This is a genomic window from Streptomyces sp. NPDC107550, from assembly GCF_055639095.1.
The window spans coordinates 38,033-63,093 of the sequence record NZ_JBVKBC010000020.1 but is presented as its reverse complement, the minus strand read 5'-3'; the positions used below and the strand labels follow the sequence as shown (position 1 = coordinate 63,093).

General features: G+C 72.6%; 22 protein-coding genes. 11 read left to right on the top strand and 11 right to left on the bottom strand.

Annotated elements, in window-relative coordinates:
- Position 1: 1 nt before the first annotated feature.
- A complete protein-coding gene (locus tag ACZ7LY_RS24005; RefSeq protein WP_471626736.1) occupies positions 2–1,246 on the bottom strand; it encodes an ATP-grasp domain-containing protein in 1,245 nt (414 codons plus the stop codon).
- Positions 1,243–2,736 carry an FAD/NAD(P)-binding protein gene (locus ACZ7LY_RS24000; RefSeq protein ID WP_471626735.1) on the bottom strand — a complete coding sequence of 498 codons (1,494 nt, stop codon included), beginning with the start codon at positions 2,734–2,736 and terminating at the stop codon, positions 1,243–1,245. The genes ACZ7LY_RS24005 and ACZ7LY_RS24000 overlap by 4 nt, the downstream gene beginning before the upstream one ends.
- Before the next feature lie 459 nt (positions 2,737–3,195).
- Here ACZ7LY_RS24000 and ACZ7LY_RS23995 point away from each other — a divergent pair, with 459 nt between their 5' ends.
- The 5 genes from ACZ7LY_RS23995 (at position 3,196) to ACZ7LY_RS23975 (ending at position 7,770) form a co-directional block, all read left to right on the top strand.
- Positions 3,196–3,837 carry a 2OG-Fe dioxygenase family protein gene (locus tag ACZ7LY_RS23995; RefSeq protein WP_471626734.1) on the top strand — a complete coding sequence of 214 codons (642 nt, stop codon included), beginning with the start codon at positions 3,196–3,198 and terminating at the stop codon, positions 3,835–3,837.
- A complete protein-coding gene (locus ACZ7LY_RS23990; RefSeq protein WP_471626733.1) occupies positions 3,834–4,937 on the top strand; it encodes a pyridoxal phosphate-dependent aminotransferase in 1,104 nt (367 codons plus the stop codon). The genes ACZ7LY_RS23995 and ACZ7LY_RS23990 overlap by 4 nt, the downstream gene beginning before the upstream one ends.
- 136 nt (positions 4,938–5,073) lie before the next feature.
- Positions 5,074–5,865, top strand: coding sequence for an AzlC family ABC transporter permease (locus ACZ7LY_RS23985; protein ID WP_471626732.1), 792 nt, complete (start codon positions 5,074–5,076; stop codon positions 5,863–5,865).
- Positions 5,858–6,181, top strand: coding sequence for a branched-chain amino acid transporter permease (locus ACZ7LY_RS23980; RefSeq protein WP_471626731.1), 324 nt, complete (start codon positions 5,858–5,860; stop codon positions 6,179–6,181). The genes ACZ7LY_RS23985 and ACZ7LY_RS23980 overlap by 8 nt, the downstream gene beginning before the upstream one ends.
- Positions 6,182–6,363: 182 nt before the next feature.
- Entirely contained in the window at positions 6,364–7,770 is a 1,407-nt protein-coding gene (locus ACZ7LY_RS23975; RefSeq protein WP_471626730.1) for an MFS transporter, read from the top strand.
- Positions 7,771–7,837: 67 nt separating this feature from the next.
- On the opposite strand, the gene ACZ7LY_RS23970 is transcribed toward ACZ7LY_RS23975, so the two are convergent.
- A complete protein-coding gene (locus ACZ7LY_RS23970; RefSeq protein ID WP_471626729.1) occupies positions 7,838–9,823 on the bottom strand; it encodes a helix-turn-helix domain-containing protein in 1,986 nt (661 codons plus the stop codon).
- A 110-nt stretch (positions 9,824–9,933) separates the two neighbouring features.
- Positions 9,934–10,737, bottom strand: coding sequence for a 3-hydroxybutyrate dehydrogenase (locus tag ACZ7LY_RS23965; protein WP_471626728.1), 804 nt, complete (start codon positions 10,735–10,737; stop codon positions 9,934–9,936).
- A gap of 357 nt (positions 10,738–11,094) precedes the next feature.
- Here ACZ7LY_RS23965 and ACZ7LY_RS23960 point away from each other — a divergent pair, with 357 nt between their 5' ends.
- Together ACZ7LY_RS23960 and ACZ7LY_RS23955 are read left to right on the top strand one after the other, a co-directional pair.
- The gene (locus tag ACZ7LY_RS23960; protein ID WP_471626727.1) at positions 11,095–12,066 is read left to right on the top strand and encodes a hypothetical protein; all 972 of its coding nucleotides are present in this window, start codon (positions 11,095–11,097) and stop codon (positions 12,064–12,066) included.
- Between the two features lie 65 nt (positions 12,067–12,131).
- Positions 12,132–12,272 carry a hypothetical protein gene (locus ACZ7LY_RS23955; protein ID WP_471626726.1) on the top strand — a complete coding sequence of 47 codons (141 nt, stop codon included), beginning with the start codon at positions 12,132–12,134 and terminating at the stop codon, positions 12,270–12,272.
- A gap of 81 nt (positions 12,273–12,353) precedes the next feature.
- Here ACZ7LY_RS23955 and ACZ7LY_RS23950 read toward each other — a convergent pair whose 3' ends face one another.
- Both ACZ7LY_RS23950 and lnt read right to left on the bottom strand, forming a co-directional pair.
- Entirely contained in the window at positions 12,354–12,863 is a 510-nt protein-coding gene (locus ACZ7LY_RS23950) for an NUDIX hydrolase (RefSeq protein WP_471626725.1), read from the bottom strand.
- A 109-nt stretch (positions 12,864–12,972) separates the two neighbouring features.
- Positions 12,973–14,622: an apolipoprotein N-acyltransferase gene (lnt, locus tag ACZ7LY_RS23945; RefSeq protein ID WP_471626724.1), complete on the bottom strand. Its 1,650-nt coding sequence runs from the start codon at positions 14,620–14,622 to the stop codon at positions 12,973–12,975.
- A 183-nt stretch (positions 14,623–14,805) separates the two neighbouring features.
- Here lnt and ACZ7LY_RS23940 point away from each other — a divergent pair, with 183 nt between their 5' ends.
- Together ACZ7LY_RS23940 and ACZ7LY_RS23935 are read left to right on the top strand one after the other, a co-directional pair.
- A complete protein-coding gene (locus ACZ7LY_RS23940) occupies positions 14,806–16,404 on the top strand; it encodes an adenosine deaminase family protein (RefSeq protein ID WP_471626723.1) in 1,599 nt (532 codons plus the stop codon).
- A gap of 166 nt (positions 16,405–16,570) precedes the next feature.
- Positions 16,571–17,305, top strand: a complete 735-nt coding sequence (locus ACZ7LY_RS23935) for a GAF and ANTAR domain-containing protein (RefSeq protein WP_471626722.1) — start codon at positions 16,571–16,573, stop codon at positions 17,303–17,305.
- On the opposite strand, the gene ACZ7LY_RS23930 is transcribed toward ACZ7LY_RS23935, so the two are convergent.
- Entirely contained in the window at positions 17,295–18,596 is a 1,302-nt protein-coding gene (locus tag ACZ7LY_RS23930) for a chloride channel protein (protein WP_471626721.1), read from the bottom strand. The two genes, ACZ7LY_RS23935 and ACZ7LY_RS23930, sit on opposite strands and share 11 nt — an antisense overlap.
- A gap of 383 nt (positions 18,597–18,979) precedes the next feature.
- Entirely contained in the window at positions 18,980–19,489 is a 510-nt protein-coding gene (locus tag ACZ7LY_RS23925; RefSeq protein ID WP_471626720.1) for a DUF6069 family protein, read from the bottom strand.
- A gap of 255 nt (positions 19,490–19,744) precedes the next feature.
- On the opposite strand from ACZ7LY_RS23925, the gene ACZ7LY_RS23920 reads away from it, so the two are divergent.
- Positions 19,745–21,049 carry a hypothetical protein gene (locus tag ACZ7LY_RS23920; protein WP_471626719.1) on the top strand — a complete coding sequence of 435 codons (1,305 nt, stop codon included), beginning with the start codon at positions 19,745–19,747 and terminating at the stop codon, positions 21,047–21,049.
- Between the two features lie 75 nt (positions 21,050–21,124).
- Positions 21,125–22,093 carry a S8 family peptidase gene (locus ACZ7LY_RS23915; RefSeq protein WP_471626718.1) on the top strand — a complete coding sequence of 323 codons (969 nt, stop codon included), beginning with the start codon at positions 21,125–21,127 and terminating at the stop codon, positions 22,091–22,093.
- A 23-nt stretch (positions 22,094–22,116) separates the two neighbouring features.
- On the opposite strand, the gene ACZ7LY_RS23910 is transcribed toward ACZ7LY_RS23915, so the two are convergent.
- From ACZ7LY_RS23910 to ACZ7LY_RS23900, 3 genes are all read right to left on the bottom strand, one after another.
- Positions 22,117–23,754, bottom strand: coding sequence for an acyl-CoA dehydrogenase family protein (locus ACZ7LY_RS23910; protein WP_471626717.1), 1,638 nt, complete (start codon positions 23,752–23,754; stop codon positions 22,117–22,119).
- Between the two features lie 60 nt (positions 23,755–23,814).
- Entirely contained in the window at positions 23,815–24,414 is a 600-nt protein-coding gene (locus ACZ7LY_RS23905) for a TetR/AcrR family transcriptional regulator (protein ID WP_471626716.1), read from the bottom strand.
- A 256-nt stretch (positions 24,415–24,670) separates the two neighbouring features.
- Positions 24,671–25,015, bottom strand: coding sequence for an SHOCT domain-containing protein (locus tag ACZ7LY_RS23900; protein ID WP_471626715.1), 345 nt, complete (start codon positions 25,013–25,015; stop codon positions 24,671–24,673).
- Positions 25,016–25,061 lie beyond the last annotated feature (46 nt).

Sequence of the window (25,061 nt, the reverse complement as noted above, 5' to 3'; positions counted from 1 at the left end):
CTCAGCCGTCGCTCTCGGTGTCCGCGAGCCGGAACATGCCGCCCGCGTCCTCGATGTCGTGGAGCGTGGCCAGGCTGTGCCGCAGCAGGTCCGCGTCCTCGTGCACGAAGAACGCGATGCCGCACGCGCCGGTGGTCAAGTAGCGGTCCTTCAGGGGTTCGCCGATGACCGGCAGCCGCGCGATGCTGTGGAACCCGGGCAGCCGCCGCATGGTGCGCAGGCCGTCCATGGCCAGGAGGACGCCCGCGCGGTGCGGCCGCAGGAAGACCTTGGCCACGGTGCGGGCCGGGCCGTGCGGGAGGTCGAAGCGTTTGGCGAACTCCATTGGCCGCAGGAACCGTTCGGCCGTCAGATGCTGGTGGCTGTAGCCGTACGCGGCCTGGTACGGGTCGGGGGCCAGGCAGGGTCCCATCACCCGGGAGTTCACCTCGACGAGCCGGGGGCCGTCCTGCGTCAGCATGACCTCGGTGTGGGCCGCGCCCTCGCGTACGCCCAGGGCGTCGAGGCAGGCCGACACGTAGGCGACCAGCTCCTGTTCGGCGTCGGTGAACCCGGAACGGGAGATGATGTGGCGGAGCATCGGCGCGCCGTCCACATGGTCGATGCGTTCCGCGTACAGCTCCGCCAGCAGGTGTCCGCCGTCCATGCTCACGGTGTTGACGATGTACTGGGTGCCTTGCAGGAAGTCCTGGACGAGGTAGCCGCTGTTGACCTCCCCCATGAGATTGACGCGCCCCATGAACGCGCGGAACGCCGCGACGGCCTCTTCCGGGCTCCGGGCGATCAGGCAGCCGTCGCTCCCGGCGCTGTTGACGGGTTTGACGACGACCGGGAAGCTCCGGCGGTCGTCCAGCGCGGCGCGCAGTTCGCCCTCCGTGTGGACGAGCGTGGTGCGGGCGTGGGGCAGGCCGGCGTCGGCGAGCGCCCGCGTCATCAGGTTCTTGTCACGCCGGGCTTCGCGCAGCCCGTGGTCGTGGTGGGGCAGGCCGAGCCGCTGGGACAGTTCGTCGGCCAGGGTGACGCCGTACTCGCTGGCGGCGATGACGGTCCGTACGCCTCGGGCACGCAAGTACGCGGCGGTGGAGTCGAGTTCGGCGTGCTCGTAGCTCTTGGTGTGCTGGGCGGCGAGGCTGTCGGCGACCGGGGACAGGCCGGGTGTGTAGACGTGCACGCAGTCCGCGCCCTCCTCCCAGAAGGCGTCGGCCAGGGCGGCGCCGCTGGAGACGGGGTTGACGAGAGCGATCACGAGGCGATCCTTCCCATGCTGGTGAGGGGGGTGTGCGCGGTGGCGGACAGGTCGGCCGCCACGGCTTCGGCGTGCTGCGTGGAGGCGCGGAGGTAGTTGACGACGGGGAAGCGTGTTCCGGCGCAGGCGCCGAGTGCCCAGATGCGCTCGGCGCCGCCCTCCGGCGTGAGTCGTACGCGCAGGTCGTCACCGATGTCCGGCGGGGTGCCGTCCGCGCCGTCCGGGGCTTCGATGAGCAACTGGCCTTCTCTCACGGTGAGGTGGGGCGCGCGGTAGCCGGTGGCGCTGACGACATGGTCGAACTCCTGCTCCTGTCCGCCGGGCCACCTCACCTGCCATCCGTCCTCGGTCGGGCGGAGGGTGTCGGGGCGGGCCGGGGCCACCGTCATCTGGTTCCGGTCGATGGCGGCGAGGAGGAGGCGCGCGTTGTGCAGGGGGATGGCGGAGATGTAGCGCGCGATGAGGGGGCGGTAGCGCGCGAGAAGGCTGTCCCGCTGTCCTCTCTCCCAGCCGGAGGCGTGGGTGTTCAGGCTGTCGATCAGCTCGGCCATGAAGTCCTGCCACGGGATGTCGCCCGCGAGCGCCAACTGGGTTTCTTGGCGCAGGACTTGCTCTGCGGCCCTTTTCCCGGTGGGCGAGCGCACGGCGGCGACGGGGCCCGCCCCACGCCCTGCCCCACGCCCCGCCCCCCGCACCGCGCGCAGGAGGCGCAGGGCGAGCTTTCTGTCGAAGTCGGGGTCGCCGGGGCGCAGGGTCTTCCAGTCGTCGCCGGTCAGCCGCTCCGTGGGCATGCGGCGCAGGCGTGTGCGTACGGCGGGCAGGAGCGCGGAGGGCGATGTCAACGTCACCCGGCGCCCGGGCTGCCGGCACAGCACCAGGGCGGCGTCCACGGCCGAGAGCTTGCTGCCCATGACCAGGACCCGCGCGTCCTTGGGCAGCCGGCTCAGCCTGCGCGCCGGGTACACGGACGGGATCAGGCGGGGGTTCGTCAGGTGCGGCAGGAGTGGGGGCGGCACGACGGGTACGTCCGCGCCGAGGCAGAGGGCGATGTCCGTGCCCCGTACGACGGCCCCGGTGGACAGCGCCACGTCGTAACCCTGGGAGCCGGCGGACCGGCTGACGCCGTTCACCCGCCCCTTGACGTGACCGACGCGGACGCCGCGCCCGCGCAGGGCGTTCGCCGCCCGGACCAGGCGCTCGCGGCAGTACTGGCCGACGAGGTAGCGCGGAACGAAGTCGTCGCGGCCCACGGCGTGGCCGCGCGCGGCCAGATAGGCGAGGAAGTCGGACGGGCCGTCCGCCGTGAGCGACGTGACGTCCACGGAGGTGTTGCAGAGGAGGGCCGGATCGGTGACGCCGAACGCGGTGCCGAGCCCTTCCGTGCCCGGGCCCACCAGGACCACGCTGCCGATATCGGCGACGGTGGCCAGCTGGACCAGGAGGCCGGCCGCGGCCGCCCCCGTTCCGACGATGCCGATCCTTCTTCTCACTGGAACTCTTTCTGACATAGCCAGAGGGATTTCCGGCCGAACTGGCGAGGGTGCCGGCATGCGGTGCGACGCGACGGCAAAAGAACAACAGAGCCGAAGATCCGTCAAGCACTCCCCCGAGCCGGCCACCCCGGAGAGTGTGAACAGCGTCACTAAACGTCATGAGTGGTGACGGAAAATGATGGGCGCAATTTCCGGTGATACCGGGCATGTCCTCGTACTTCAGACTTCCCGGGGTAGAGATTTGGCCAGTTCGTATAGTGAGACGCTTGGCCGCCCACTGGGCATCCGCTACAAATATGCAGGTCACAGCGCTCCCTCTGGCGCCGCACAGCGAGGGGAGCCGCCTTCAGTACCGGGAGGCCCGGCCTCGGCCGGGGGCCCGCCGGGGGCCACCGCACCGGGCGGGCCTCGGACGTCCGCACCCCTCCCCGCGTTACGAAAGACGAAAGGACACTCGTGCGGTACCGCATATCGTCTTCTGTCGCCCACATATCCGGTCTCCTGCTGGAGAGCTATTCGCGGCTGCCCGCCGACGATTACCTGCGTTCCGACCACTGCTTCCGCTACCGCGCGTTCGGCAAAGCCCGGGTGAAGGGCGACCGTTTCCTCTGGGACGACGAGACGTCTTTCTTCCAGAGCGGTGAGATCAACAGTTATGCGGGCGATGTGGAACGCAGATTCGCGCCCCTCGGCGACGCGGCCCGGGAGTTCGCCGAGAACCTCGTCAACTCGCGCGCCGTACGGGAGATCGTGCTTGCCGAGGAGTTCGGTATCGGCTGCCACCAGATCCGTATCACCGCCGATGACGAGCACCCCGGTTTCCCCGCGCCGGAGGGGTTCCACCAGGACGGGTACGACCATGTCGCCGTCACGTGCGTGGCCGCCGAGAACGTCAGCGGCGGAATCTCGCTCGTGCGGGAGAAGAGCGCCGACGGCGACCTCCTCGCCGAACGGACCATGCAGGCGGGCGAGACGCTGTTCCTCGCCGACAAGGAAGTCCTGCACTACGTGAGCCCGATCACCCCGAAGATCCCGGGCACGCCCGCCGTCCGGGACGTCGCCGTCATCACCCTCACGCTCGGAGACACCGCACCGTGACCATCGCCTCCTACAGCATCCAGGACTGGCTTTTCGACCGCGCCCAGGGGCGGTTCGACCTCGACCTCGCCGAGAGCGGTGTCCAGTTCCGGCTGCTGCGCGACCTGCCGCTGGAACCCGACTGGGACCTCGACTACAGCCTGGACCGCGGCACGCCCGAACTCCGGTCCCGTATCGCCTCGTTGTACGAGGAGGCCGACCCGGCGAGCACCAGGGCCGCCGACCCGGACCGGCGGGACGTGATCGTCACGCACGGCGCCCAGGAGGCCCTGTACCTGCTGTACCGCTCCACGCTGACCGCCGGTGATCACGTCATCACGACCGCCCCGGGATGGCAGCAGGCATGGGAGGTTCCCGCGCACATCGGCTGCGACGTGACGGTCCTCGACTGGAGCCCCGGTGACCCGCTGGACACCGAGGCCCTGTCCGCCGCCGTACGCCCGCGGACACGGATGCTCATCCTCAACAGCCCCGGCAATCCCTCCGGTCAGACGTTGACCGAGCCCGAGTGGGAGGCCGTCCTGCGCGTGGCGCGGGCCCACGACATCCTGGTGGTGAACGACGAGGAGTACGCGCTGGACTTCGGCGACTCGGTCGTGCGCCGCCACCCGCGCGCGGTCTCGGTGTCGGGCCTCTCGAAGGTCTACGGCATGCCCGCCCTCCGCGTCGGCTGGGCCCACGGCCCGAGGGACGTCATCGAGCGCATGGTCAACTACAAGCGCTACACCACCGTGTCCAACTCGGTGGTGTGGGAGCGCGTGGCGGAGCGGGTGCTCGGCGAGCGGGAGCAGCACATCGCGCGCTACCGGTCCCTGGTCGCCCCCGGCCTCGACCAGTTGGAGGCGTTCGCGCGGGAGCACGCCGCGCACGTGAAGCTCGTACGCCCGCAGGGAACCCCGTTCGCCTGGCTGCGGTTCACGGACGTGCCCATCTCCTCCCAGGACTTCGCGGAGCGACTGCTGGAGCGGCACCGCACGCTCGTCATGCCCGCCGAGGTCTTCGGCGCGCGCGACGGCGTACGCATCAGCTACGCGCGGCCCGCCGACGTACTCGCCGAGGGGCTGCGGCGCGTGTCCGCGCAGCTCGCCTCCACCGTGTGAACCACCAGGCGGGCCGGTCGGCGTATTCCGCCGGCCGGCCCGCCCCGCCGTCCCCGCCCGGAAGCCCGGAAGCCCGGAAGGCGCGGTCGACGGACGACACCACCCCTGACCCTGCGAGATGTCCGAGGAACCACGCATGACAACGGACTCGACGGGCGCCCGGCCCGTCCCCGGCGAACCCGCCGCCGGCCCGGGCGCGAGCCGTCCCGCCGAAGGGACCCCGCCCCCACGGCTGCCCGCGGACAGCGGCTTCCGGGAGGACCTCGCCGTCGCCGGGCGGCTGACGGTACCGGTGGCCATGGGCTATCTGCCGCTCGGCGCCGCGTTCGGCATCCTCCTGGTGAGCCAGGGACTCCCCTGGTACTGGGCGCCGACGACGGCCCTGCTGGTGTTCGCCGGCTCCCTGGAGTTCCTGGCCGTCTCCATGCTGACGTCCGGCGTCGGACTCCCCGCGATCGCGATGACGACGTTCCTGGTCAACTTCCGTCATGTCTTCTACGGGCTGTCGTTCCCCCTGCATCTGCTGCGGGGACCCTGGCAGCGCGGCTACGGCGTCTTCGCGCTCACCGACGAGACGTACTCGCTGCTCGCCGCCAACCCCGACCAGGAGCTGACCGGCCGCCGCGTCACCCTCATCCAGCTCCTCAGTCACGGCTACTGGGTGCTGGGCAGTTGCGCCGGCGCGCTCGCCTCGACGGCGCTGCCGGACGGTGTCGAGGGCGTGGAGTTCGCGCTGACCGCCCTGTTCGTCGTCCTCGCCTGGGACCACGCCCGCGACCGCGCGAATCTGCGGCCCGTGCTGTACGGCCTGATCTCTTCGGCGGTGGCCATGCTGACCGGAGGGGATCAGTTCCTGACGGTCGCGGTCGCCTGCTTCCTGCTGCTGCTCGTCGGTGACTACGCGACAACGAGGTCCACGCGTGCCTGAGACCACATATCTGCTCGCCGCCGTCCTTGTCATGGCCGGCGTCACGTTCGCCCTGCGCGCCGCGCCGTTCGTCCTGCTGCGCAAGTCCGCCGGGTCACCCCTGTTGCAGTACCTGCGCACCTCTCTACCTCCGGGCATCATGGTGATCCTCGTCGCCTACAGCGTCCACGACGTCGACTTCACGCACCGCCCGTACGGGCTGCCCGTCGTCGCCGGCGTCCTCGTCTGCGGAGCCGTCTACCACTGGCGCCGCAGCCCGCTCGCGGCGATCGTCCTCGGCACGGGAACGAACATGGTGCTTCTGCACATGCTCTGACCCACCGATTAATCGACCCACTGGTCCCGCGGCCCGCCGACCCGCCGACCCGCCGGGCATGGGGGCCGCACGCACAGTCGGCCCCTGAACTATGTTGCCCCGCCACATGTGCGCCTGACCTGCTGCTTCCTACGGTGTGCCGATACGTACCCGTCCCCACCGCACACGAGGAAGTGGCGCACATGGCCTCCGGAACCAGTACTCCCCCCACGCCCGCCAGACTGCCCAGGATCGTCGCCGCCAGTCTCATCGGCACGACGATCGAGTGGTACGACTTCTTCCTCTACGGCTCCGCCGCCGCCCTGGTCTTCAACAAGCTGTTCTTCCCCGAGTCCGACCCGCTCGTCGGCACGCTCCTGTCGTTCCTGACGTACGCGGTCGGGTTCGCCGCCCGCCCGCTCGGCGCGCTGGTCTTCGGGCACTACGGCGACCGGCTCGGGCGTAAGAAGCTGCTGGTGCTGAGCCTGTTGATGATGGGCGGCGCCACGTTCGCCATCGGGCTGCTGCCCACGCACGCCACCGTGGGGTCGGCCGCGCCGGTACTGCTCACCATGCTGCGGTTGATCCAGGGCTTCGCCCTCGGCGGCGAGTGGGGCGGAGCGGTCCTGCTGGTGTCCGAGCACGGGGACGCCGCGCGCCGCGGGTTCTGGGCGTCGTGGCCGCAGACCGGCGCGCCCGCCGGGCAGTTGCTCGCCACCGGTGTGCTCTCCGCGCTGACCGCGCTCATCTCGGACGCCGCGTTCACCTCTTGGGGCTGGCGTATCCCGTTCCTGCTGTCCGGGGTGCTGGTGCTGGTCGGTCTGTGGATCCGCCTGTCGGTCAACGAATCCCCGGTGTTCAAGGAGGCCCTGGCCCGCGCCGAGGCCCGTAAGGCGGCCCAGAGCGAGGCCGTCGAGAAGATGCCGCTGGTCGCGGTGTTGCGCCACCACTGGCGCGATGTCCTGGTCGCCATCGGCGCCCGCATGGCCGAGAACATCAGCTACTACGTCATCACCGCCTTCATCCTCGTCTACGCCACCACCTCCGCCGGCCTGTCCAAGCAGACCGCGCTCAATGCCGTACTCATCGCGTCCGCCGTGCACTTCGCCGTCATCCCCGCCTGGGGCGCCCTCTCCGACCGGATCGGGCGGCGCCCGGTGTATCTGCTGGGCGCGGCGGGCGTCGGACTGTGGATGTTCCCCTTCTTCTCCCTCATCGACACGGGCGGCTTCGGCGCGCTGCTGCTCGCCGTGACCGTCGGACTGGTGCTGCACGGCGCGATGTACGCCCCGCAAGCCGCGTTCTTCTCCGAGATGTTCGCCACCCGCATGCGCTACTCGGGGGCGTCGATCGGCGCGCAGTTCGCCTCGGTGGCCGCCGGGGCACCCGCTCCGCTCATCGCCACGGCGATGCTGGAGAGCACCGGCAGCTCCACCCCGATCGCCCTCTACGTGATCGGCGCCGCGCTGCTGACGCTGCTGGCCGTGGGCGTCGCCAAGGAGACCCGCCACCGCGATCTCACCGCCGTCGACGGCCCCGAGGAGACGGAGGCGGGCGCCGGCGCCGACATCCCCGGAGCCTCGCGGGAGGCGGGCGCGCACCGCGTCTGATCTCCCGCCGCCGCGAACTCCCCGCGCGGCCCGCCCCCGTGACCCCGTACGCACCCCGCGTACGGGGTCACGGTATGTCCGGGCCCGCCAACCGGTGCAGCCGCAGCGCCAGTTGGATCTCCAGGGCGCGGGCCGGGCTCTGCCAGTCGGGGCCGAGCAGCCGCCCGATGCGCTCCAGGCGCTGCGCGACGGTGTTGACGTGGACGTGCAGGGTGTCCTTGGTGCGGGCGGGACTCATCCCGGAGGCGAAGTAGGCGTCGAGGGTGCGGACGAGGTCGGTGCCCCGGCGCCGGTCGTAGGTGACGATCTCGCCGATGGTGCGCCGGACGAAGCCGCCGATGTCGCGGCTGCCGGAGAGCAGCAGGCCGAGGAAGCCGAAGTCCTCCGCCGCCGCGCCCTGCCCCGCCCGGCCGAGCAGGCGCAGCGCGTCCAGGCAGCGGCGGGCCTCCCCGTACGCGGCGCTCGCCGTCTCGGGCAGCGCGGCGATGCCGGTGACGGGGGCGGACGCGCCGACGGTGACGCTGTCGTGGATGGCGGCGGACAGTCTGCGGGCGACACGGGCCGCGAGGTCGGAGGCGGTGGTGTCGCCGCGCAGCGGCAGCAGCAGGACCGTGCCGCCGTCGCGGGCGGCGGCCAGCCCGTGCCGGGTCGCCGCCAGATGGTTGGCGGCGGACCACAGGCGGCGCCGGGCGGCGGACTCCTCCTCCGCGTCGGCCTCCGCGCTCTCCAGGCGGGCGGCGAGGACGACGTGGGTGGCGTCCAGGTCGGCGTGCAGGCGGGCGGCGCGCTCGCGCAGCAGGCGCGGATCGCGGTCGCGGGCGTCGAGCAGGTCGTCGAGGAGTTCGCCCCGTACCCGCTGTTCGGCCTCGGAGGCGGAGCGCCGGGCGAGCAGCAGCAGGGACGTGACCATCGCGGCCCGCTCCAGGGTGCGCTGGTCGACGGGGTCGAGGGGCCCGTGGCCGCGCAGGACGAGCGCGCCGAGCAGTTCCTCGCCGGCGGCGACCGCGGCGACCCAGTCGGCGCCTCTGCGTACGGCGTGGCCCTCGGCGCGGGATGCCTCCAGGGCCTCGCCGGGCGCCGCGTCGGCGTCGGTGAACGCGACGGTGCTGTCGAGGACCTGGGAGACGGCGGCGGCCACATCGTGCACGCCGCCGCCGCGCAGCACCAGTTCCGCGAGCCGGTCGTGGACGTCGGAGGCCCGCTCGATGACGCCGCTGCGGTCCTGGATGATCTCGTTGGCCCGCTCCAGTTCACCGAGGGCGGCACGGGTCTCGGCGAGCAGGTTCGCCGCGTCGATGGCCGCCGCGGCGAGCGCGGCGAACGAGCCGAGCAGCGCGATCTGCTCCCGCTCGAAGACCCGGGCGCGCCGGTCGGCCGCGAACAGGACGCCGATGACGTGCGGGCCCAGCATGAGCGGCACGCCGAGGATGGCGACGAGCCCTTCGTCGTGGACGCCCTCGTCGATGGTGTGGGTGTGCTGGAAGCGGACGTCCTGCGCGTAGTTCTCGGTGACGTACGGGCGGGCCGTCTGGGCGACGAGGCCGCCGAGCCCCTCGCCCATGCCGAGCCGCAGTTGCTGGAAACGGGCCGCGACGGAGCCCTCGGTGACGCGCATGTAGGTGTCGCCGCGCGCCTGGTCGTTGAGGGTGAGGTAGGCGACGTCCGTACCGAGCAGGGAGCGGGCGCGCTGCACGATGGCCTGGAGGACGGAGTCCAGGTCGCGCAGGCCCGCCAGGTCGTGGGCCGTCTCGAACAGGGCCGACAGTTCGGCCTCGCGGCGCCGGCGCCCCTCCATCTCCTCCCGCACTCCGAGCGCGAGCCGCTTGGCCCGCTCCAGCGCGGCGATCCGCGCGGGCGGGGCTCCTTCGGCGCGGGCGAGCAGCGCGGGCTGTTCGTACGCGTCGGCGGAGGCGCCCCGGGCGAGCAGCTCCAGGAACGGCGCCTCGGCGTCCGCGTGGGACGCGTCGGCGGCCGGGCGGGGCGCCGGGGACCGCGGGGCCGCGGACGGCGCCGGATCGAAGGCCGCGGGTGAGCGCGGTGGATGGTGCGACATGCTCAACAGGATTACCCGCCGTACGGCCGGCCCCGCCAGCCCTGTGGACAACTCAGGAGTTCACGAAAATCCGCTCACCCACACGAGTGAGCCGCGTTCATCGCGTCCGCTCAGTGCGCGGTCCAGCCCCCGTCGAGCACAAGCGACGCCCCGGTCATGAACGACGCGGCCGGCCCGCACAGATACGCCACGGCCGCCGCGACCTCGTCCGGTTCGATGAGCCGCTTGAGGGCGCTGTCCTGCAACAGCACCTCGCTCAGCACCCGTTCCTCCGGGATGCCGTGGGCGGCGGCCTGGTCGGCGACCTGCCGTTCGACGAGGGGCGTGCGAACGTAACCGGGGTTCACGCAGTTCGAGGTGACGCCGTGCGGGGCGCCTTCCAGGGCGGCCGTCTTGGAGAGCCCTTCGAGGCCGTGCTTGGCGGCGACGTACGCGGACTTGAACGGCGAGGCCCGCAGCCCGTGCACCGACGACACGTTGACGATGCGGCCCCACCCCTGCCCGTACATGTGCGGCAGGGCGCCCCTGATCAGGCGGAACGGCGCCTCCAGCATCACCGTCAGAACGGTGTGGAAGACGTCGGGCGGGAACTCCTCCAGGGGCCGTACGAGTTGCAGGCCCGCGTTGTTGACGAGGATGTCGGTGCCGGCCGCGGCCGACTCGGCGGCGTCGAGGTCGGTGAGGTCGAGGACGTACGGTTCGATACCGTCGGCCTCCCCGGCGAGCACGTCGAGGCCGGCGGCGTCCCGGTCCACCGCCCTGACCTTGGCTCCCGCGGCGGCCAGCCGCAGGGCGCAGGCCCGGCCGATGCCGCTCGCGGCGCCGGTGACGAGTGCGGTGCGTCCGCCGAGGTCGAGCGGCGCGTCGGTGGGGGCGGTCGCGGGGGCGGCGATGGCGGGGGTGTGCGGGGTCATACTCCGCACCCTAGGCAGCCGCCGGGCCCCGCCCGATGTGGTCAGCACCCATACTTCAGCCCTCGGCCATGGTCTCGAACCATGTCGGTCCGTCCGTCTGGGCCTCCATGCGCCTGCGCGGTGTTGCCGCGCGTCTCCCCTTCATCAACGAGCGGTTCGGCGTCCAGTCTCCGTTCCGCCACTTCGCAGCGCGTTGGTTGACATCCCTTCGGGACTCTCCGGGGACTTTGAGCCTGTTTCAGGGCGAAGACACCGTCCTTCACTTTCCCTGGATCGGCACCTTATGTCAGGGTTCCTCCCGCACCCGACAGACAGCCCAACAGGGCAGCCGATCCGACCAGTTGGAGGGGGCTCACCATGATCGCCAGACGCATAACCAGCGGCTTCGCCGCCACACTCACGACAGGGGCTCTCCTCCTCGCCGCCGCATCACCGTCAGCAGCCGACGTGACGACGAACCCCACGCAGACCGCGCAGCTCATCGAAGAGGTCACCGGCACACAAGATCTGGCGGCCTCCCATCCGACTCCAGGCACTGCTGCGCACAGCGCCTACGACATTGACGGCATCCGTGCCACAGTAGACGCGCCCAAGAAGGCATCCGGGAAGGTGAAAGCCGTCGCTCCCGACGGCAGTACCCTCGCTCTCTCCCTGCCCGAGATGCAGGACAGCCAGGGCACGAAGGCAGGCGTGGGCACCATCGTGTACCCGGCCACGCACGACGCGACCGACGTCGCTGTTCAGCCGACGGTCGACAGCGGTGCGCGAGCCGTAGTTGTGCTCCGAGACTCCACAGCTCCCACCACGTACTCGTTCGACGTGGATCTGAGTGATGGCATGCGCCTCGTCCCAGACGGAGCCACCGGCGGATACCTCATCGTCCAGGGCGATCCTGAAGGGCTTGCCATCAGGGGTGTCATCGAGCCGGCCTGGGCCACAGACGCGAACGGCGTCAGCGTTCCGACGCACTACACACTGAACGGCACCACACTCACCCAGACCATCGAGACAACACCGGGCACCGCGTACCCGGTGGTCGCAGACCCGAAGATCAGCTTTGGCTGGTTCGTGTACGCCAAGTTCAGCAAGTGGGAGACCAAGACCATCGCCAAATACGTTCGGGCGGGCGATGCCGCCGTCGCCGCATGCCAGAAGCTGCCCCGGTCTTTCCGTGGTGTTCTGCTGCGCACGATGTGCCGCGGCGCAGTGGCTACGATCGGCAAGAGCCTGCAGAGGACGTTCAAGAACGCCGCCAAGAAGCATCGGTGTGTACAGATGAGGACCACTTACAACGGCTGGCCGGCAGGCTGGAAGGGCATCACGTGCTGAGCGCCTCCCCCCGCCCCCCGCAGCCCGAGCGCCCGTCCGTCAAGTCAGCACTCAGAGACGCCGGCATGGCCGCGCTCATCGTCCTCGGCGTGCAGTTCGCCTACGAGCACTCCCTGAGCTGGCAGGACGTATACATCTCTGCCGCAGTCGGGCTGCTGTGCCTCCTCGTTGAGGTCATCCTCAGACGCCGATCCAGGCGCCGCTGACCCAGCACCCACAGCCGCCCGGCAGGCGCTCCCATCCCATGCGGGACATTCGGGGGCTCCTGACCGGATCGCCTCATCCCCTCATGTCGACAGGTCGCCAGGGCCCGGCCGGGCCGCCGAGCAGCCCTCGAACCATGTCGGTCCCTCCGTCTGGGCCTGCTTGATGCGGAACATGCAGTGCTCGTCCATCGGCGGCAGCGCGTCGAGGGCGAACCAGTCGACCTCCAGGGACTCCTCGTCGTTGACGCGGGCCTCCCCGCCGACGGCGCGGCAGCGGAAGGTGATGTCCATGAACTGACAGCGGTCGCCGTTGGGGTAGGTGACCGGGCTGCGCAGCGCCTCGACGAGGACGACCCCCTCGGGCACGCAGCGCACCCCGGTCTCCTCCTCCACCTCGCGGCGCGCCACGTCCGCCGGCTGTTCACCCGGCTCGGCGATACCGGCGGGCAGCGCCCAGCGACCGGTGTCGGCCCGGCGGCCGAGCAGGAGCCGGCCCTCGTCGTCGAAGACCACGGCGGTGACGCCGGGCAGATACAGCAGTTCGTGACCGGCGGAGGCCCTGATGGTGCGGATGTACTCAGGAGTCGGCATGCCACCGACCCTACCGAGCCCGCCCGCCCCGCCCGCCGACCCGCTCAGTCGACCTACCGCTCAGGCCCTCGCCGACCCGCTCAGCCAGCCCCTCAGCCCCCCGGCCGCCTCAGCCGTCCTGGCGCCGCGCCCTGCGGGACCGTACGAGCGTCCAGGCGAGGCCCCCCGCGCCGAGAGCCGTCAGCAGGGCCTCGGGCCAGGCGCCCGCGCGCGTGGCGGGCGTGAGCGAGGTGCGCCGGGGGACGTCGGCGAGCAGCGTGTCGGCGACGAACATGCCGGTGTGCTGCGCGACGGAGCCGTCGGGACGGATCACCGCGCTGACGCCGCTGGTGACCGGGACCATGACCGCGCGGCCGTGTTCGACGGCACGCACCCGGTCCATGGCGAGCTGCTGGTAGGTCATCTGGCTGCGCTCGAACGTGGCGTTGTTGCTGGGCACCGACAGGATCTGCGCCCCGGCCCGCACCTGGTCGCGGACCACGTCGTCGAAGGCGGCCTCGTAGCAGGTGACGTTGCCGATCTCGGTGCCCCCCATGTCGAAGACGACGGCCTTCTTGCCGGGCACGAAGCTGCCCGCGCGGTCGACGTCCTTGCTGAAGATCCGGAAGAAGCTCCGGTACGGCATGTACTCGCCGAACGGCTGGAGGTGCCGCTTGTCGTACGTGGCGCCGGGGCCCTTGACCGGGTCCCACTGGATGAGCCGGTTGCGGGTCGTGCCGTCCTTGAGGGTGACGACCGCGCCGACGGAGATCGGGGCGCCGACCGCCTCGGCCGCCTTCTGGATCTCGTCGTAGGCGTCCATGTTGACGTACGGGTCGATGTCGGAGGAGTTCTCCGGCCACAGCACGAGGTCGGGACGCCGTGTCTCACCTGCCTTGACGCGCGCGGCGAGCTTCATCGTCTCGCGTACGTGGTAGTCGAGGACGGCCCGGCGCTGGGCGTTGAAGTCGAGGCCCATACGCGGCACGTTGCCCTGGATGAGCGCCACGCGCGCGGTGCCGTGCTCGGCGGACGTGGCGACGAGCGGCGTGGCGGCGGCGCCCGCGACGACGGGCAGGACGGCGCAGGCCGCGGCGGCGGCGAGCGACCGGTCCCGCAGCGTCGCGCCCAGCGAGGTCCGGGCGCCGCTGCCCGGGGCGTCGGGAGCCTCACCGTCCCGCGCGGCGCGCAGGGACCGCAGGCGCAGGGCGCAGGCGGTGAGCCCGAAGCCGCACAGGACGACGGCGAAGCCGAGCAGGGGCGTGCCGCCGAGCGAGGCGAGCGGCAGGAAGACGCCGCTGGGCTGGCCGAAGGCGATCTTGCCCCAGGGGAAGCCGCCGAACGGGAAGCGGGCGCGCAGCGCCTCGTCCGCGATCCACACCGCGCTCGCCCACAGCGGCCACAGAGGCAGCCGGGACACCAGGGCGATGCCGAGGCCCGCGAGGGCGAGGATCAGCGCCTCGGCGACGGCGAGCGCGAGCCAGGGCAGCGGGCCGACGTCGACGCCGGTCCACGACAACAGCGGCACGAGGTACGCGAGCCCGAAGACCAGCCCGAGGCCGAACCCGGCGCGCGCCCGCCGCCCGTGCACCGCGAGCCCGAACAGGGCGATCGACACGGGCGCGAGCCACGGCAGTTCCCGGGGCGGGAACGTGGCGTACAGGAGCAGCCCGGCGACGGCCGCGAGGCCGACACGTGCGAACCGCCGCGGGTTCAGGCGGCGAGCGGGCCGGGCTGCGGGCTCGTCGGAGGGGACGACGGGAGGGGCGGTGGCGGTCACCCGGGGAGTGTACGGCGCGCACCTGTCCGTACGACACGGCGGTGGCGGGGCCGTCACCTGGGGCGATCGGGGGCGCACAAGGGGCGGCCGAGGGGCGCCCGCGGGGGCGCGTCGTCACCCTCTTGGGTGATCATCGGGAGTGCGCGGTGCTGCGCGCCGACACCCGGCGCTCGCTTCGTGATCATGTGCCGCGTGATCCATCGACCCCACCGCCTCCCCCGCCGGCGCCGCGCGCTGCTCGCCGGGGGCCTCGGCGTCCTCACTCTGCTGTCCGTCCAGCCCGCGTCCGCCGTCGGCACCGCCACGGCCGCGCCCCGGCCGACGACCCGGGCGGAGGCCGGCACGAACGCGTACCTGGACGCGGTCCGCTCCGACCCGCGTCTGCTGCGCCGCTTCTTCGAGAAGCTGCCCAAGGGTGGTGACCTGCACAACCATCTGTCGGGTGCGGTCTCGACCGAGTATCTGATCCAGCTGGCCGCGCAGGACGGCCTGTGCATCGACAAGACGGACACGGCGGTCGCCCCGCCGTGCGGTCCGGGCAAGCGGCCCGCCGCCGACGCGCTCAGGGACCGCACCTTCCACCAGGAGCTGGTGCGGGCCTGGTCCATGCAGGACTTCCCGGCGAGCGGGAACGGGCACGACCACTTCTTCGACGCGTTCGGCAAGTTCGGCGAGGTGACCTGGCGCCACCGCGGCAAGCTGCTCGCCCAGGTCGCCGACGAGGCGGCGCGCCAGAACCAGTTCTATCTGGAGACGATGGTCTCGCCCGCGTCGGACGGCGCGAAGGCGCTCGCCGCCGAGGTCGGCTGGGACGACGACCTGGAGCGGCTGCACGCCAAGCTCGTCGACGGCGGGCGGCTCGACAAGCTGGTCCGCGAGGCCGGCAAGGAGGCGGACGACGGGAACGCCGAGTTCCGCAAGGCCGCGCACTGCGGCACGGACCGGGCGCGTCCGGGCTGCCGGCTGCCGGTGCGCTGGATCTCGCAGGCGTCGCGGGGCAGCGCGCCGGAGCGGGTGTTCACACAGCTCGCGCTCGGGATGCGGCTCGCCGAGCGCGACCACCGCTTCGTCGCCGTCAACCTCGTACAGCCCGAGGACTGGGACAGCTCGCTGCGCGACTACAGCCTCCAGATGCGGATGGTGCAGTACCTGCGGGGCGTCTACCCGAAGGCGCACGTCACGCTGCACGCGGGCGAGCTGTGGCCGGGCCTGGTCAAGCCGGAGGACCTGAAGTTCCACATCAAGGAGGCCGTCGAGGTGGCCGGCGCCGACCGCATCGGGCACGGCGTCGACCTGGTCCACGAGGACGACTGGCGGCGCACGGCGCGCACGATGGCGGCGCGTGAGACGGCGGTCGAGGTCCCGTTCACGAGCAACGCGCAGATCCTGAAGGTGCGCGGCGCGGACCACCCGTTCCGCACCTACCGCGCCTACGGCGTGCCCGTCGTCCTCGCCACCGACGACCAGGGCATCTCGCGCATCGACATCAGCCACGAGTACCGGTACGCGGCCACCACGTACCACCTGTCGTACCCGGAGCTGAAGGACCTGGCGCGGGCCTCGCTCGAATACGCGTTCCTGCCGGGCGCGAGCCTGTGGCGGGGCAACCCGACGCGTGAGCACTACACGTTCGTGGCGGCCTGCCGGGGCCAGCGTCCCGGTGTGGGCGTGCCCGGACCGCGCTGCCGTGCGGCGCTCGCGGCGAGCCCGAAGGCACGCCTGGAGTGGCGGCAGGAGATCGCGTTCCGGCAGTTCGAGAGCACGTACGGCTCCAGGCGCTGACCCCGACGCTCCTGTGATGTCCCCGGCGGCGGGGCGGTCCCACGAGGGGGCCGCCCCGCCGCCGTCGTACGGAGGGGCGGCGCCGGCAACGCGCGGTCGTACGGCGGGGGCCGCGCGCTGCTCTAGGCTGCCCGCCGAAGCGAGGGGCGAGGACAGGGAAGACGACGTGAGCGAGTTGCCCGAGGACCGTCATCTGGCCGCCGCTGCCGTGCAGTTGATGGACGCGCTGTCGGATGTGACGCTGGATCAGCGGCAGGTGCTCCACTCCTGGGTACGGTGGTGCGCGCGCCGGTTCGAGGTACGGGCGGCCGGGGTGCTGCTGGCCGGGCCGGACGGCGCGCTGCGGGTGGCGGCGGCCACGGAGCCGGGGATCGAGGCGTTGCAGGAACTGGCGGCGGACTCCGGCGAGGGGCCGGGCCCGTGGTGCGTACGGTCGGGTGCACCGCAGGTGGTGCGGGACTTACGCGGACGGCGCGACCGCTGGCCGCGCTATGGGGCGGCGGCGGACGAGTCGGGCGTCACGGCAGTGGCCTCGCTGCCGTTGCGGCGCCCGGGCGGGCCGGTGCGCGGGGCACTCGACCTGTTCGCCGCGGCCCCGGACGCGCTGTCGACGGAACGGGTCGAGGCGGCGCGGACGCTGGCGCGTGCGGCGGCGCTCGCGCTGGACCGGCGGGACGCCGCACTCGCCGCGCAGCGGACCATCGCCCAGCTCGAACACGCCCTGCACAGCCGGGTGTTGGTCGAGCAGGCCAAGGGCGTGCTCGCGGAGCGGTGGCGTACGGACGTGGACAGCGCGTTCGACCGGCTGCGCACGTACGCGCGCTCCCGGCGCACGCCGCTGGACGACGTGTGCCGCGCGGTGGTGGGGCGCGGCGAGGACACGGACCCGTTCACGGCGTAGGCGCTTCCGGGGTCCCTTCGGTGCGCGTCAGGCGCCGGTTGACGACGAGGACGGCGAGGTGCGCGGCGACGGCCGCGATGACGATGAGCGGCATCTGGTCGTGGGCGTCCTTGCCCATCAGCAGGACGGTCAGCACGGCGCTGCACAGGGGCAGACCGGTCACCGCCGTGGTCGCGGCGCAGATGCCGAGGGCGAGGGCGGGCGCGGCGCCGAGGCCGGGCAGTCCGGCGCAGGCCAGTGCGGCGGCTGCGCCGAGCAGGACGGCGGGGAAGATCGGGCCGCCGCGCAGGCTGCCGAGGCTGATGCCCCAGGCGAGGCCCTTGCAGGCGACCAGCGCGAGGAGCGCGCCGACCGACCAGGCGCCCGGGTCGGCGGCGAGGTCGCCGAGCGCGGCCTGTCCGGAGAGCGCGGCCTCTTCCGGGGAGCGGCCGCTGAGCAGGGCGTAAGCGGTGAGGCAGACGCCGACGGCGAGCGCGCAGCCGAGGGTACGGGGGCCGGTGGCGCGGGCGGCGGTCCAGGTGGCGGTGGTGCGGCCGAGGCGGCGGGCGAGGGCGATCCCCACGGCGATGAGCGCGGCGAGCGGGACGCCCCACAGGAAGTCGCCGGCGTCGGGGAGGTGGTCGGCCGGCACGTGCGGCAGGGCGAGGCCGCCGATGGCGAGGCCGGTCCAGTGCCCGAACCCGGTGAAGACGACGGCGCCCGCCGCGCTCGCGGTGAGGCAGGGCAGCAGCAGTGCGGCCAGCCGGGGGCCCGCGAGTCCGGCGCTCTCGACGACGAGGATCGCGGCGACGACCGGGCCGCCCAGGATGGTGGAGATCGCGGCGGTGGAACCGGCGGTGGCGATGAGGGCGACGGCCTGCGGATCGCGTACGTCACCGATGCGGCGGACGGCGAACAGGGCGAGGCCGCTGCCGACCGCCATCAGCGGCGCCTCGGGGCCGAGGACCACGCCGAGGGGCAGGGTGGCGAGGGCGGCGAGGACGACGCCGGGCAGTTCGCGGGGGCCGATGGGGGCGCCGCCGAGGCCGTTGACGGGGAGGTGGCCGCCGCCGCCCGGCATGCGGGTGACGATCGGGGCGAGGATCGCGCCGGCCAGGGCGAGGGCGGGCAGGGGCCACCACCAGGGGGCGCGGTCGTAGCCGGCGGCTTCGGGCAGCGCGGTCCATACCTGGTGTTGCAGCCAGTGCTGGAGGCCTACGAAGAAGAAGCAGGCCAGGGCGATGGGGATGCCGAGCAGGAGGGACAGGAGCAGGACGCGCAGATATCTCGGGCTGAGCAGCGTCTGCGTCATGGGCGGTGCCCTGTGGTGGGGGTGGCGTCCTGTACGTACCGGGCCATGCCCCCATCCAAGGCGGCCCGCGCGCCGAACGCCCGCCACGCTAGCCCAATCGTGCCTCTCAAGGCCGAAGGCCGAAAGCCGGCGCTCAGGTCAGCCCCCTCAGGGGCGCGGGGAACTGCGCGGCCAGCCCAGACGAAACCCGCACCCGGCGACAAACCCTGGCTCCGCCCCAGACCCCGCTCCTCAATCGCCGGAGGGGCTTGAATTACCGGCGCTGAGACCAGCCCCCTCAGGGGCGCGGGGAACTGCGCGAGAAGCCCCACCGGGGCTGCACCCGAGGCACAACGTGCACTCACCCGGCGCTGGGGCGCCGCACACGAAGAGCCAACCCCCGTTCAAACCCGCCGCACCGCACTCCGCGCCACAGACGAAAGCAAGGACCCGATGGCGATGCCGATGAGGAGATAGACCCCCGCCGTACCGAACGCGGCCGCCGACGTCGCCCCCCACGTGAACGGCAGCAACACCATGATCGCGGTGGCGAGCCCGACGATCCAGACGAAGAACCGCTCGGGACGCGGCGTACCGACGACGAGCAGATGAAGCAGCGCCGTGGCAAGCAGCGCAGCGACAGCCGCTCCCCCGGCCAGCGCCCCGGTCGTCGCGTTCCCCATCGCCCCGTCCCCCTCGGGCGCGAACACGGCGATGCCGAGCACCCCGCGTACGAGCATGAGCGCGACGACGGCGGTGAGCGCGGCGACCACGGCGGTCATGACACCGCCCGCCCACAGCCGCCCCGCGTCGACACGGGGCCCTTGGGGCCGCGGAGGCAGGGGCTCGGACGCCGGCGGAGGAACGCTGTAGTGCGTGCTCGACCGGCCGTAGGGACTGTTCGGAGATTCCACGGCGGTTCCTTCGGTCCTGGTGCGGGTGGTCCCGATGCGGGACGGAAAGGGCGGACGGGCGATCCGCCCGGAGTTCGTCAGGGCGTGCTGTCGTGCCAGGTCAGAGACGGTGACGCAGGGCGGCTTCCATGGCCGGAAGTATCACCCGCCCCCCAGACGCCCGCATGTCGGACGGCGGCCCTCGAATGGCGGTGTCGCGGTATTGCGGTGACGCTGAGGAACGTACGCCCGTGCCCGGACCGGAAGCAGGAGCCTGTGACGGACGACGACGAACTACGGGAGTTGCGCGCGCGGTTGGCGACGCTGGAGGCGGAGCGGGACGCGCCCGTGCGGCACCACCGGGCGCGCTCGTGGTGCGCGGCGGTGCTGATCCTCGTCGGGTGTGTGCTCGCGCCGCTGTCCGTGGTGGCGGCGTGGGCGGCGGACGAGGTGGGCGACACGGACCGGTATGTGGCGACGGTGGGCCCGCTGGCCTCGGACCCGGCGGTACAGGAGGCGGTCGCCGGCCGGGCGACGGACGCGCTGATGACCCGTATCGACGTGGGGACCCTGCTGTCGGGGGTGGCGCCGGGCGAGCGGCCCCGGCTGGAGAAGGCGCTCGGCCGGCTCGGTAACTCGCTGGAGGGCGCGGTCCGTGACTTCGTGCACGACAAGGCGCTGACCTTCACCCGGTCGGACGCGTTCGAAGGGGTGTGGCGGCAGGCCAACCGGCAGGCGCACAGCGCGTTCGACAAGGCCCTCACCGGCAAGGGCGGCGGCGCGGTCCGGCTGAAGGGCGACGACGTCACGGTCGATCTGGGGCCGGTCGTGGAGCAGGTGAAGGCACGGCTGGTGGACGCGGGGATGACGGCGGCGGGCCGTGTGCCCGAGGTGCACGCCGAGTTCACGGTCCTCACGTCCGAGAACGTCTCCCAGGTCAGAACGTATCTGCGGGTGTTGCAACTGGCCGGAACCTGGCTGCCCGTGCTCGCTCTGGTACTGCTCGCCGCGGGCGTGCTCCTCGCCGTGCGCAGACGGCGGGCGCTGGTGGCCGCCGCGCTGGCGACGGCGGTGGCGACCGGGCTGCTCGGCATCGGGCTGCGTGTCTTCCGCGCGATCTATCTGGACCGGCTGCCCGCCGACGTCTCGCAGGACGCGGGCGCGGCCGTCTACGACACGATGACGCACTTCCTGTTCACGGCCGTACGGATGGTCGTCGCGCTCGGCGCGGTCGTGGCGCTCGGCGCGTGGCTGAGCGGGCCGGGGCGGCGGGCCGGGGTGCTGCGCGGCCTGTGGGGGTCGGGGATCGGCGCGGTGCGCGCGGGCGCGGAGCGGGCGGGGCTGCGTACGGGCCCGGTCGGTCCCTTCGTGCGCCGGTTCCGGACGTGGTGCGTGTGGGTGGCCGTCGCGGCAGCGCTGGTCGTGTATCTGCTCTGGCCGCATCCGACGGGCTGGGTGGTCGTCGGTGTCGCCCTGTGTCTGGTGGGCGTGCTCGCCGTCGTCGAGTTCCTGGGCGGCCCGCCCGTACCGGACGCGGAGTCCGGCGGCTCCTCCCCCGCCCCGCCCGCACCCGGCCCATGACCCCTCGCCCCGTCCCCGATCCCCGTCCGCATACGCGTTGTCCGTACCCGTAACCGAGCCCTGGAGACGTCTGTCATGCGTATCCCCCGGACCTGTGCCGCTCTTGCCGCGAGTCTGCTGGTCGCGTCGCTCGCCACGGCGTGCGGCGGTGACGACGGGAAGAAGGCCGACCCGATGCGCGACCAGCAGTGGGCGCTGAACGCGCTGCGGCTGCCGGACGCGTGGAAGAAGGCCGACGGCTCCAAGATGGTGATCGCGGTCGTGGACAGCGGCGTCGATCTCGACCATCCGGACCTCAAGAAACGGCTCGTGCAGGGCTATGACGTGGTGGACGGCGATCAGCGGCCCGAGGACGGTTTCGGGCACGGCACGCATGTGGCGGGGATCGCCGCCGCCGACACGGACAACGGTGTCGGCATCGCGGGCGGCGCGCCCGAGGCGAAGATCATGCCGGTGCGGGTCCTCGGCGACGACGGCAGCGGCAGCAACGCGAACATCACCAAGGGCATCGTCTGGGCGGCCGACCACGGCGCCGACGTCATCAACTTGTCGCTCGGCGAAGGCCCGTTGCTGTCGAACCTGCTCCAGGGCGGCGTCCTGAACGCGGCGATCCGGCACGCGCACGACAAGGGTGCCGTGGTGGTGGCCGCGGCAGGCAACGACAGTGCGGCGACCCAGCCGTACAAAGTGGACACGCCGGTGCTGGTGGTCAACGCGAGCGACCAGCAAGGGCGGCCCGCAGAGTTCTCCAACTACGGGGCGCAGAACGCGGTGTCGGCGCCCGGCGCCGGCATCCTGTCCACGCTTCCCACGTACCCGACGCAGCTCACGAAGAAGAACGACTCGGGGTACGGCAAGCTCGACGGGACGTCGATGGCGGCGCCGTACGTGTCGGCGGTCGCCGCGCTGCTGCATCAGCACGTCAAGGACCCGGACACCGTCATGAAGATCATCCGGGACACGGCGAAGGACCCGGGCGGCCAGAAGAAGCTCGGGCTCGGGGTGGTGGACGCGAAGGCCGCCGTCGACGCGGCCGGCGACTGAACACCGGCCGCGTCGCCCCCTGTTCAGGCGGGCAGGCGGGCGAGGAGCCCGGCGAAGTCCGTTCCCGGGGGCAGGGTGCCGAACGCGAGGCCCTGGTCCCCGGCGAGCCGCGTGGCGCAGAACGTGTCGGCGACGGCGGCCGGCGCGTGCTGGACGAGCAGGGCGCCCTGGAGGACGAGCGCGGCCCGTTCGATGATCCGGCGGGCGCACAGCGGGGCGTCCTCGGTGAGCGTCAACTCCCCCTGGAGTTCCCGCCAGGCGGCGTCCAGGCGGGCGTCGGCTCCGGCGGCGGCGTCGACGCGGGCGCGGAACGCGTCGAGGGAGGCGGGTTCGCGGGCCAACGCGCGCAGCAGGTCGAGGGCGTTGACGTTCCCCGAACCCTCCCAGATGCCGTTGAGGGGGGCCTCGCGGTAGAGCCTCGGCATGCCTGACGCCTCGTCATATCCGTTGCCTCCTAGGCATTCGAGGGCTTCCGCGACGAATGCGGGCTGCCGCTTGCACACCCAGTACTTGGAGACGGCGGTGGCGAGCCGCAGGAACGCCCGCTCGTCGGCGTCGCCGCGCTGGGCCCGGTCGGCGGCGCCCGCGAGGTGCAGGGCGAGGGTGGTGGCGGCCTCGGACTCCAGCGCCAGGTCGGCGAGGACGTTACGCATGAGCGGCTGGTCGATGAGCTTGGCGCCGAACACCGCGCGGTGGCGGGTGTGATGGGCGGCCTGGGCGAGCGCCTCGCGCAGATGCCCGGCCGAGCCGAGGACGCAGTCGAGGCGGGTGCTGGTGACCATCTCGATGATCGTGCGGACTCCCTTGCCCTCGGGCCCGACGAGCCAGGCGACGGTCCGGTCGAACTCGGGCTCGCTGGAGGCGTTGGAGCGGTTGCCGAGCTTGTCCTTGAGGCGCTGGATGCGGAAGGTGTTGCGGGTGCCGTCGGGCAGGACGCGCGGCACCAGGAAGCAGGACAGTCCGCCGGGGGCCTGCGCGAGCACGAGGAACAGGTCGTTCATCGGGGCGCTGGTGAACCACTTGTGGCCGCGCAACAGCCAGGTCCCGTCGGCCTGTTCGGTGGCGGTGGTGGTGTTGGCGCGTACGTCGGTGCCGCCCTGCTTCTCCGTCATGCCCATCCCGGCGAGCAGGCCCCGCTTCCCGGTGGGGGTGCGCAGGCCGGGGTCGTAGACGCGGCTGGTGAGCAGCGGCTCGTACGTCTTGGCGAGGTCGGGGGCGTGGCGCAGGGCAGGGACGACGGCGTACGTCATGGAGACGGGGCACATGTGGCCCTGTTCGACCATGGTGGCCACCATGAAGGTCGCGGCGCGGGCGACGTGGGCGCCGGGCCGCTCGTCCGCCCAGGCCGAACCGGCCGCGCCGGCGCCGACGGTGGCGGACATCAAGTGGTGGTAGGCGGGGTGGAAGTCGACCTCGTCGACGCGGTTGCCGTAGCGGTCGTGGGTGCGCAGTTCGGGTTCGTGGCGGTTGGCCTGCTCGGCCCAGGCGCGGGCCTCCTCGCTGCCCGCGTAGCGTCCGAAGGCGTGCAGGTCCTCCAGGTGCCAGGCGGCGCCCTCGCGGCGGACGCCCTCGATGAGGACCGGGTCGTCGGCCGCGTCGTGACCGGTCAACGGCGGTGCCTGGTTGGTCACTTCGTGGGTGACGAAACCGGTGCTGGTCATGGAGCGTCCTCCGGAGGCGGGTCGGTCGGGTTCGGTCGGGTTCGGTGGCGTACGCGGGGGTCAGGCGCCGGCGCAGCGCAGGGCCGCCGCCGTGAGGTCGGCGAGGAGCTGGTCGCCGGCCGCGCGGTCGGGGGCGCCGAGCGGGTCTACGAGGACTTCGCCGACGGCGCCGGTGAGGGCGGCGGCGGTGATCTCGGCGTTCTGCGGGGGCAGGGCGCCGGCGGCCACGCCTTCCGCGACGACCTCCGCGAACAGGGCGCGGTAGCGGCGCCGGAACGCGAGCCGTTCGGCGCCGACCGCCGGTTCGGCGGGGGCGGTGAGCAGGGCGTGGGCGAGGCCCCGGTTCTCCAGAGCGCGGCGGGCGAACACGTCGACGCCCCGGGCCAGCCGCTCGACCGGGTCGCCGGTGCCGCCGAGGACGGCGGCGAGGACGTCCACCTCGTGCCCGGCCGCGCGCCGGAAGACCTCGACGGCGAGCGCGGCCTTGGACGGGAAGTGCTGATAGACGGAGCCGGCGGCGATCCCGGCCGCGTCGGCGACGGCGGTGACGGACGCCTGGGCCCAGCCGACCTCGGCGACGACGGTGGTCGCGCAGGCGATCAGCCGCTCCCTCGCGGCATCCAGGCGGCCGATCTCGGCGGGCGTCTTGCGGTAGGCCATGAAAGGAGTGAACCACCATTCAGACCTTCGGCCAAGAGGCTGCGCGCAAGCAACCGTCGGGAATCACGCCACGCGCGCGTAGCGGCACGCAGGGTGCCACGCGCGCGTACGAGAAGGCCGAGCGCCACCCGCGCGTACGGGGAGGCAGGGCGCCACCCGCGCGTACGTACGGGGAGGCAGAGCGCGTACGCGAAGGCAGGGCGCCCGGCGCGGCCGGGGCGCGCCCGTGCCGGTAAGAAGCCCGGGCAGGGCGGACTCAGCCGTTCAGGATGCGGGCCTTCTCGCGGGCGAACTCCTCGTCGGTCAGGACGCCTTGGGCCCGCAGGTCAGCGAGCGCGGTGAGCTGCGTGATGCGGTCGGCGGCGCCGCCCGCCGCCGGGGGCGCGGCCGACGGCTGTTCCGGCCGGGGCTGCGGCGCCTGGGCGGCGGCTCCCCGCTCCTGCCACGCCTGTTGCTGCGCCCGCACGTCGGGGTCGCGGCGCAGCTCGCGTTCCGCCATGCCGCGGTTGACGCGGTGGGAGACCGCCGAGGCGGTGCCCGAGATCACCGCGGTGCGCGCGATGGTGCCCAGAAGGCCAGGTCGTCCGAATCGCTGGGGCATCCCCGTCTCCCTTTCGTCCCTTGGCTGTCGGCCGGCGGACCGGCCG

What these genes read in the sequence shown, in the direction of transcription:
- ACZ7LY_RS23985 (WP_471626732.1), top strand. Translation starts at nt 5,074, where the DNA reads ATGACAACGGACTCGACGGGCGCCCGGCCCGTCCCCGGCGAACCCGCC.
- ACZ7LY_RS23975 (WP_471626730.1), top strand. Translation starts at nt 6,364, where the DNA reads ATGGCCTCCGGAACCAGTACTCCCCCCACGCCCGCCAGACTGCCCAGG.
- ACZ7LY_RS23970 (WP_471626729.1), bottom strand. Translation starts at nt 9,823, where the DNA reads ATGTCGCACCATCCACCGCGCTCACCCGCGGCCTTCGATCCGGCGCCG.
- ACZ7LY_RS23965 (WP_471626728.1), bottom strand. Translation starts at nt 10,737, where the DNA reads ATGACCCCGCACACCCCCGCCATCGCCGCCCCCGCGACCGCCCCCACC.
- ACZ7LY_RS23960 (WP_471626727.1), top strand. Translation starts at nt 11,095, where the DNA reads ATGATCGCCAGACGCATAACCAGCGGCTTCGCCGCCACACTCACGACA.
- ACZ7LY_RS23955 (WP_471626726.1), top strand. Translation starts at nt 12,132, where the DNA reads ATGGCCGCGCTCATCGTCCTCGGCGTGCAGTTCGCCTACGAGCACTCC.
- ACZ7LY_RS23950 (WP_471626725.1), bottom strand. Translation starts at nt 12,863, where the DNA reads ATGCCGACTCCTGAGTACATCCGCACCATCAGGGCCTCCGCCGGTCAC.
- ACZ7LY_RS23940 (WP_471626723.1), top strand. Translation starts at nt 14,806, where the DNA reads ATGTGCCGCGTGATCCATCGACCCCACCGCCTCCCCCGCCGGCGCCGC.
- ACZ7LY_RS23930 (WP_471626721.1), bottom strand. Translation starts at nt 18,596, where the DNA reads ATGACGCAGACGCTGCTCAGCCCGAGATATCTGCGCGTCCTGCTCCTG.
- ACZ7LY_RS23915 (WP_471626718.1), top strand. Translation starts at nt 21,125, where the DNA reads ATGCGTATCCCCCGGACCTGTGCCGCTCTTGCCGCGAGTCTGCTGGTC.
- ACZ7LY_RS23910 (WP_471626717.1), bottom strand. Translation starts at nt 23,754, where the DNA reads ATGACCAGCACCGGTTTCGTCACCCACGAAGTGACCAACCAGGCACCG.
- ACZ7LY_RS23905 (WP_471626716.1), bottom strand. Translation starts at nt 24,414, where the DNA reads ATGGCCTACCGCAAGACGCCCGCCGAGATCGGCCGCCTGGATGCCGCG.
- ACZ7LY_RS23900 (WP_471626715.1), bottom strand. Translation starts at nt 25,015, where the DNA reads ATGCCCCAGCGATTCGGACGACCTGGCCTTCTGGGCACCATCGCGCGC.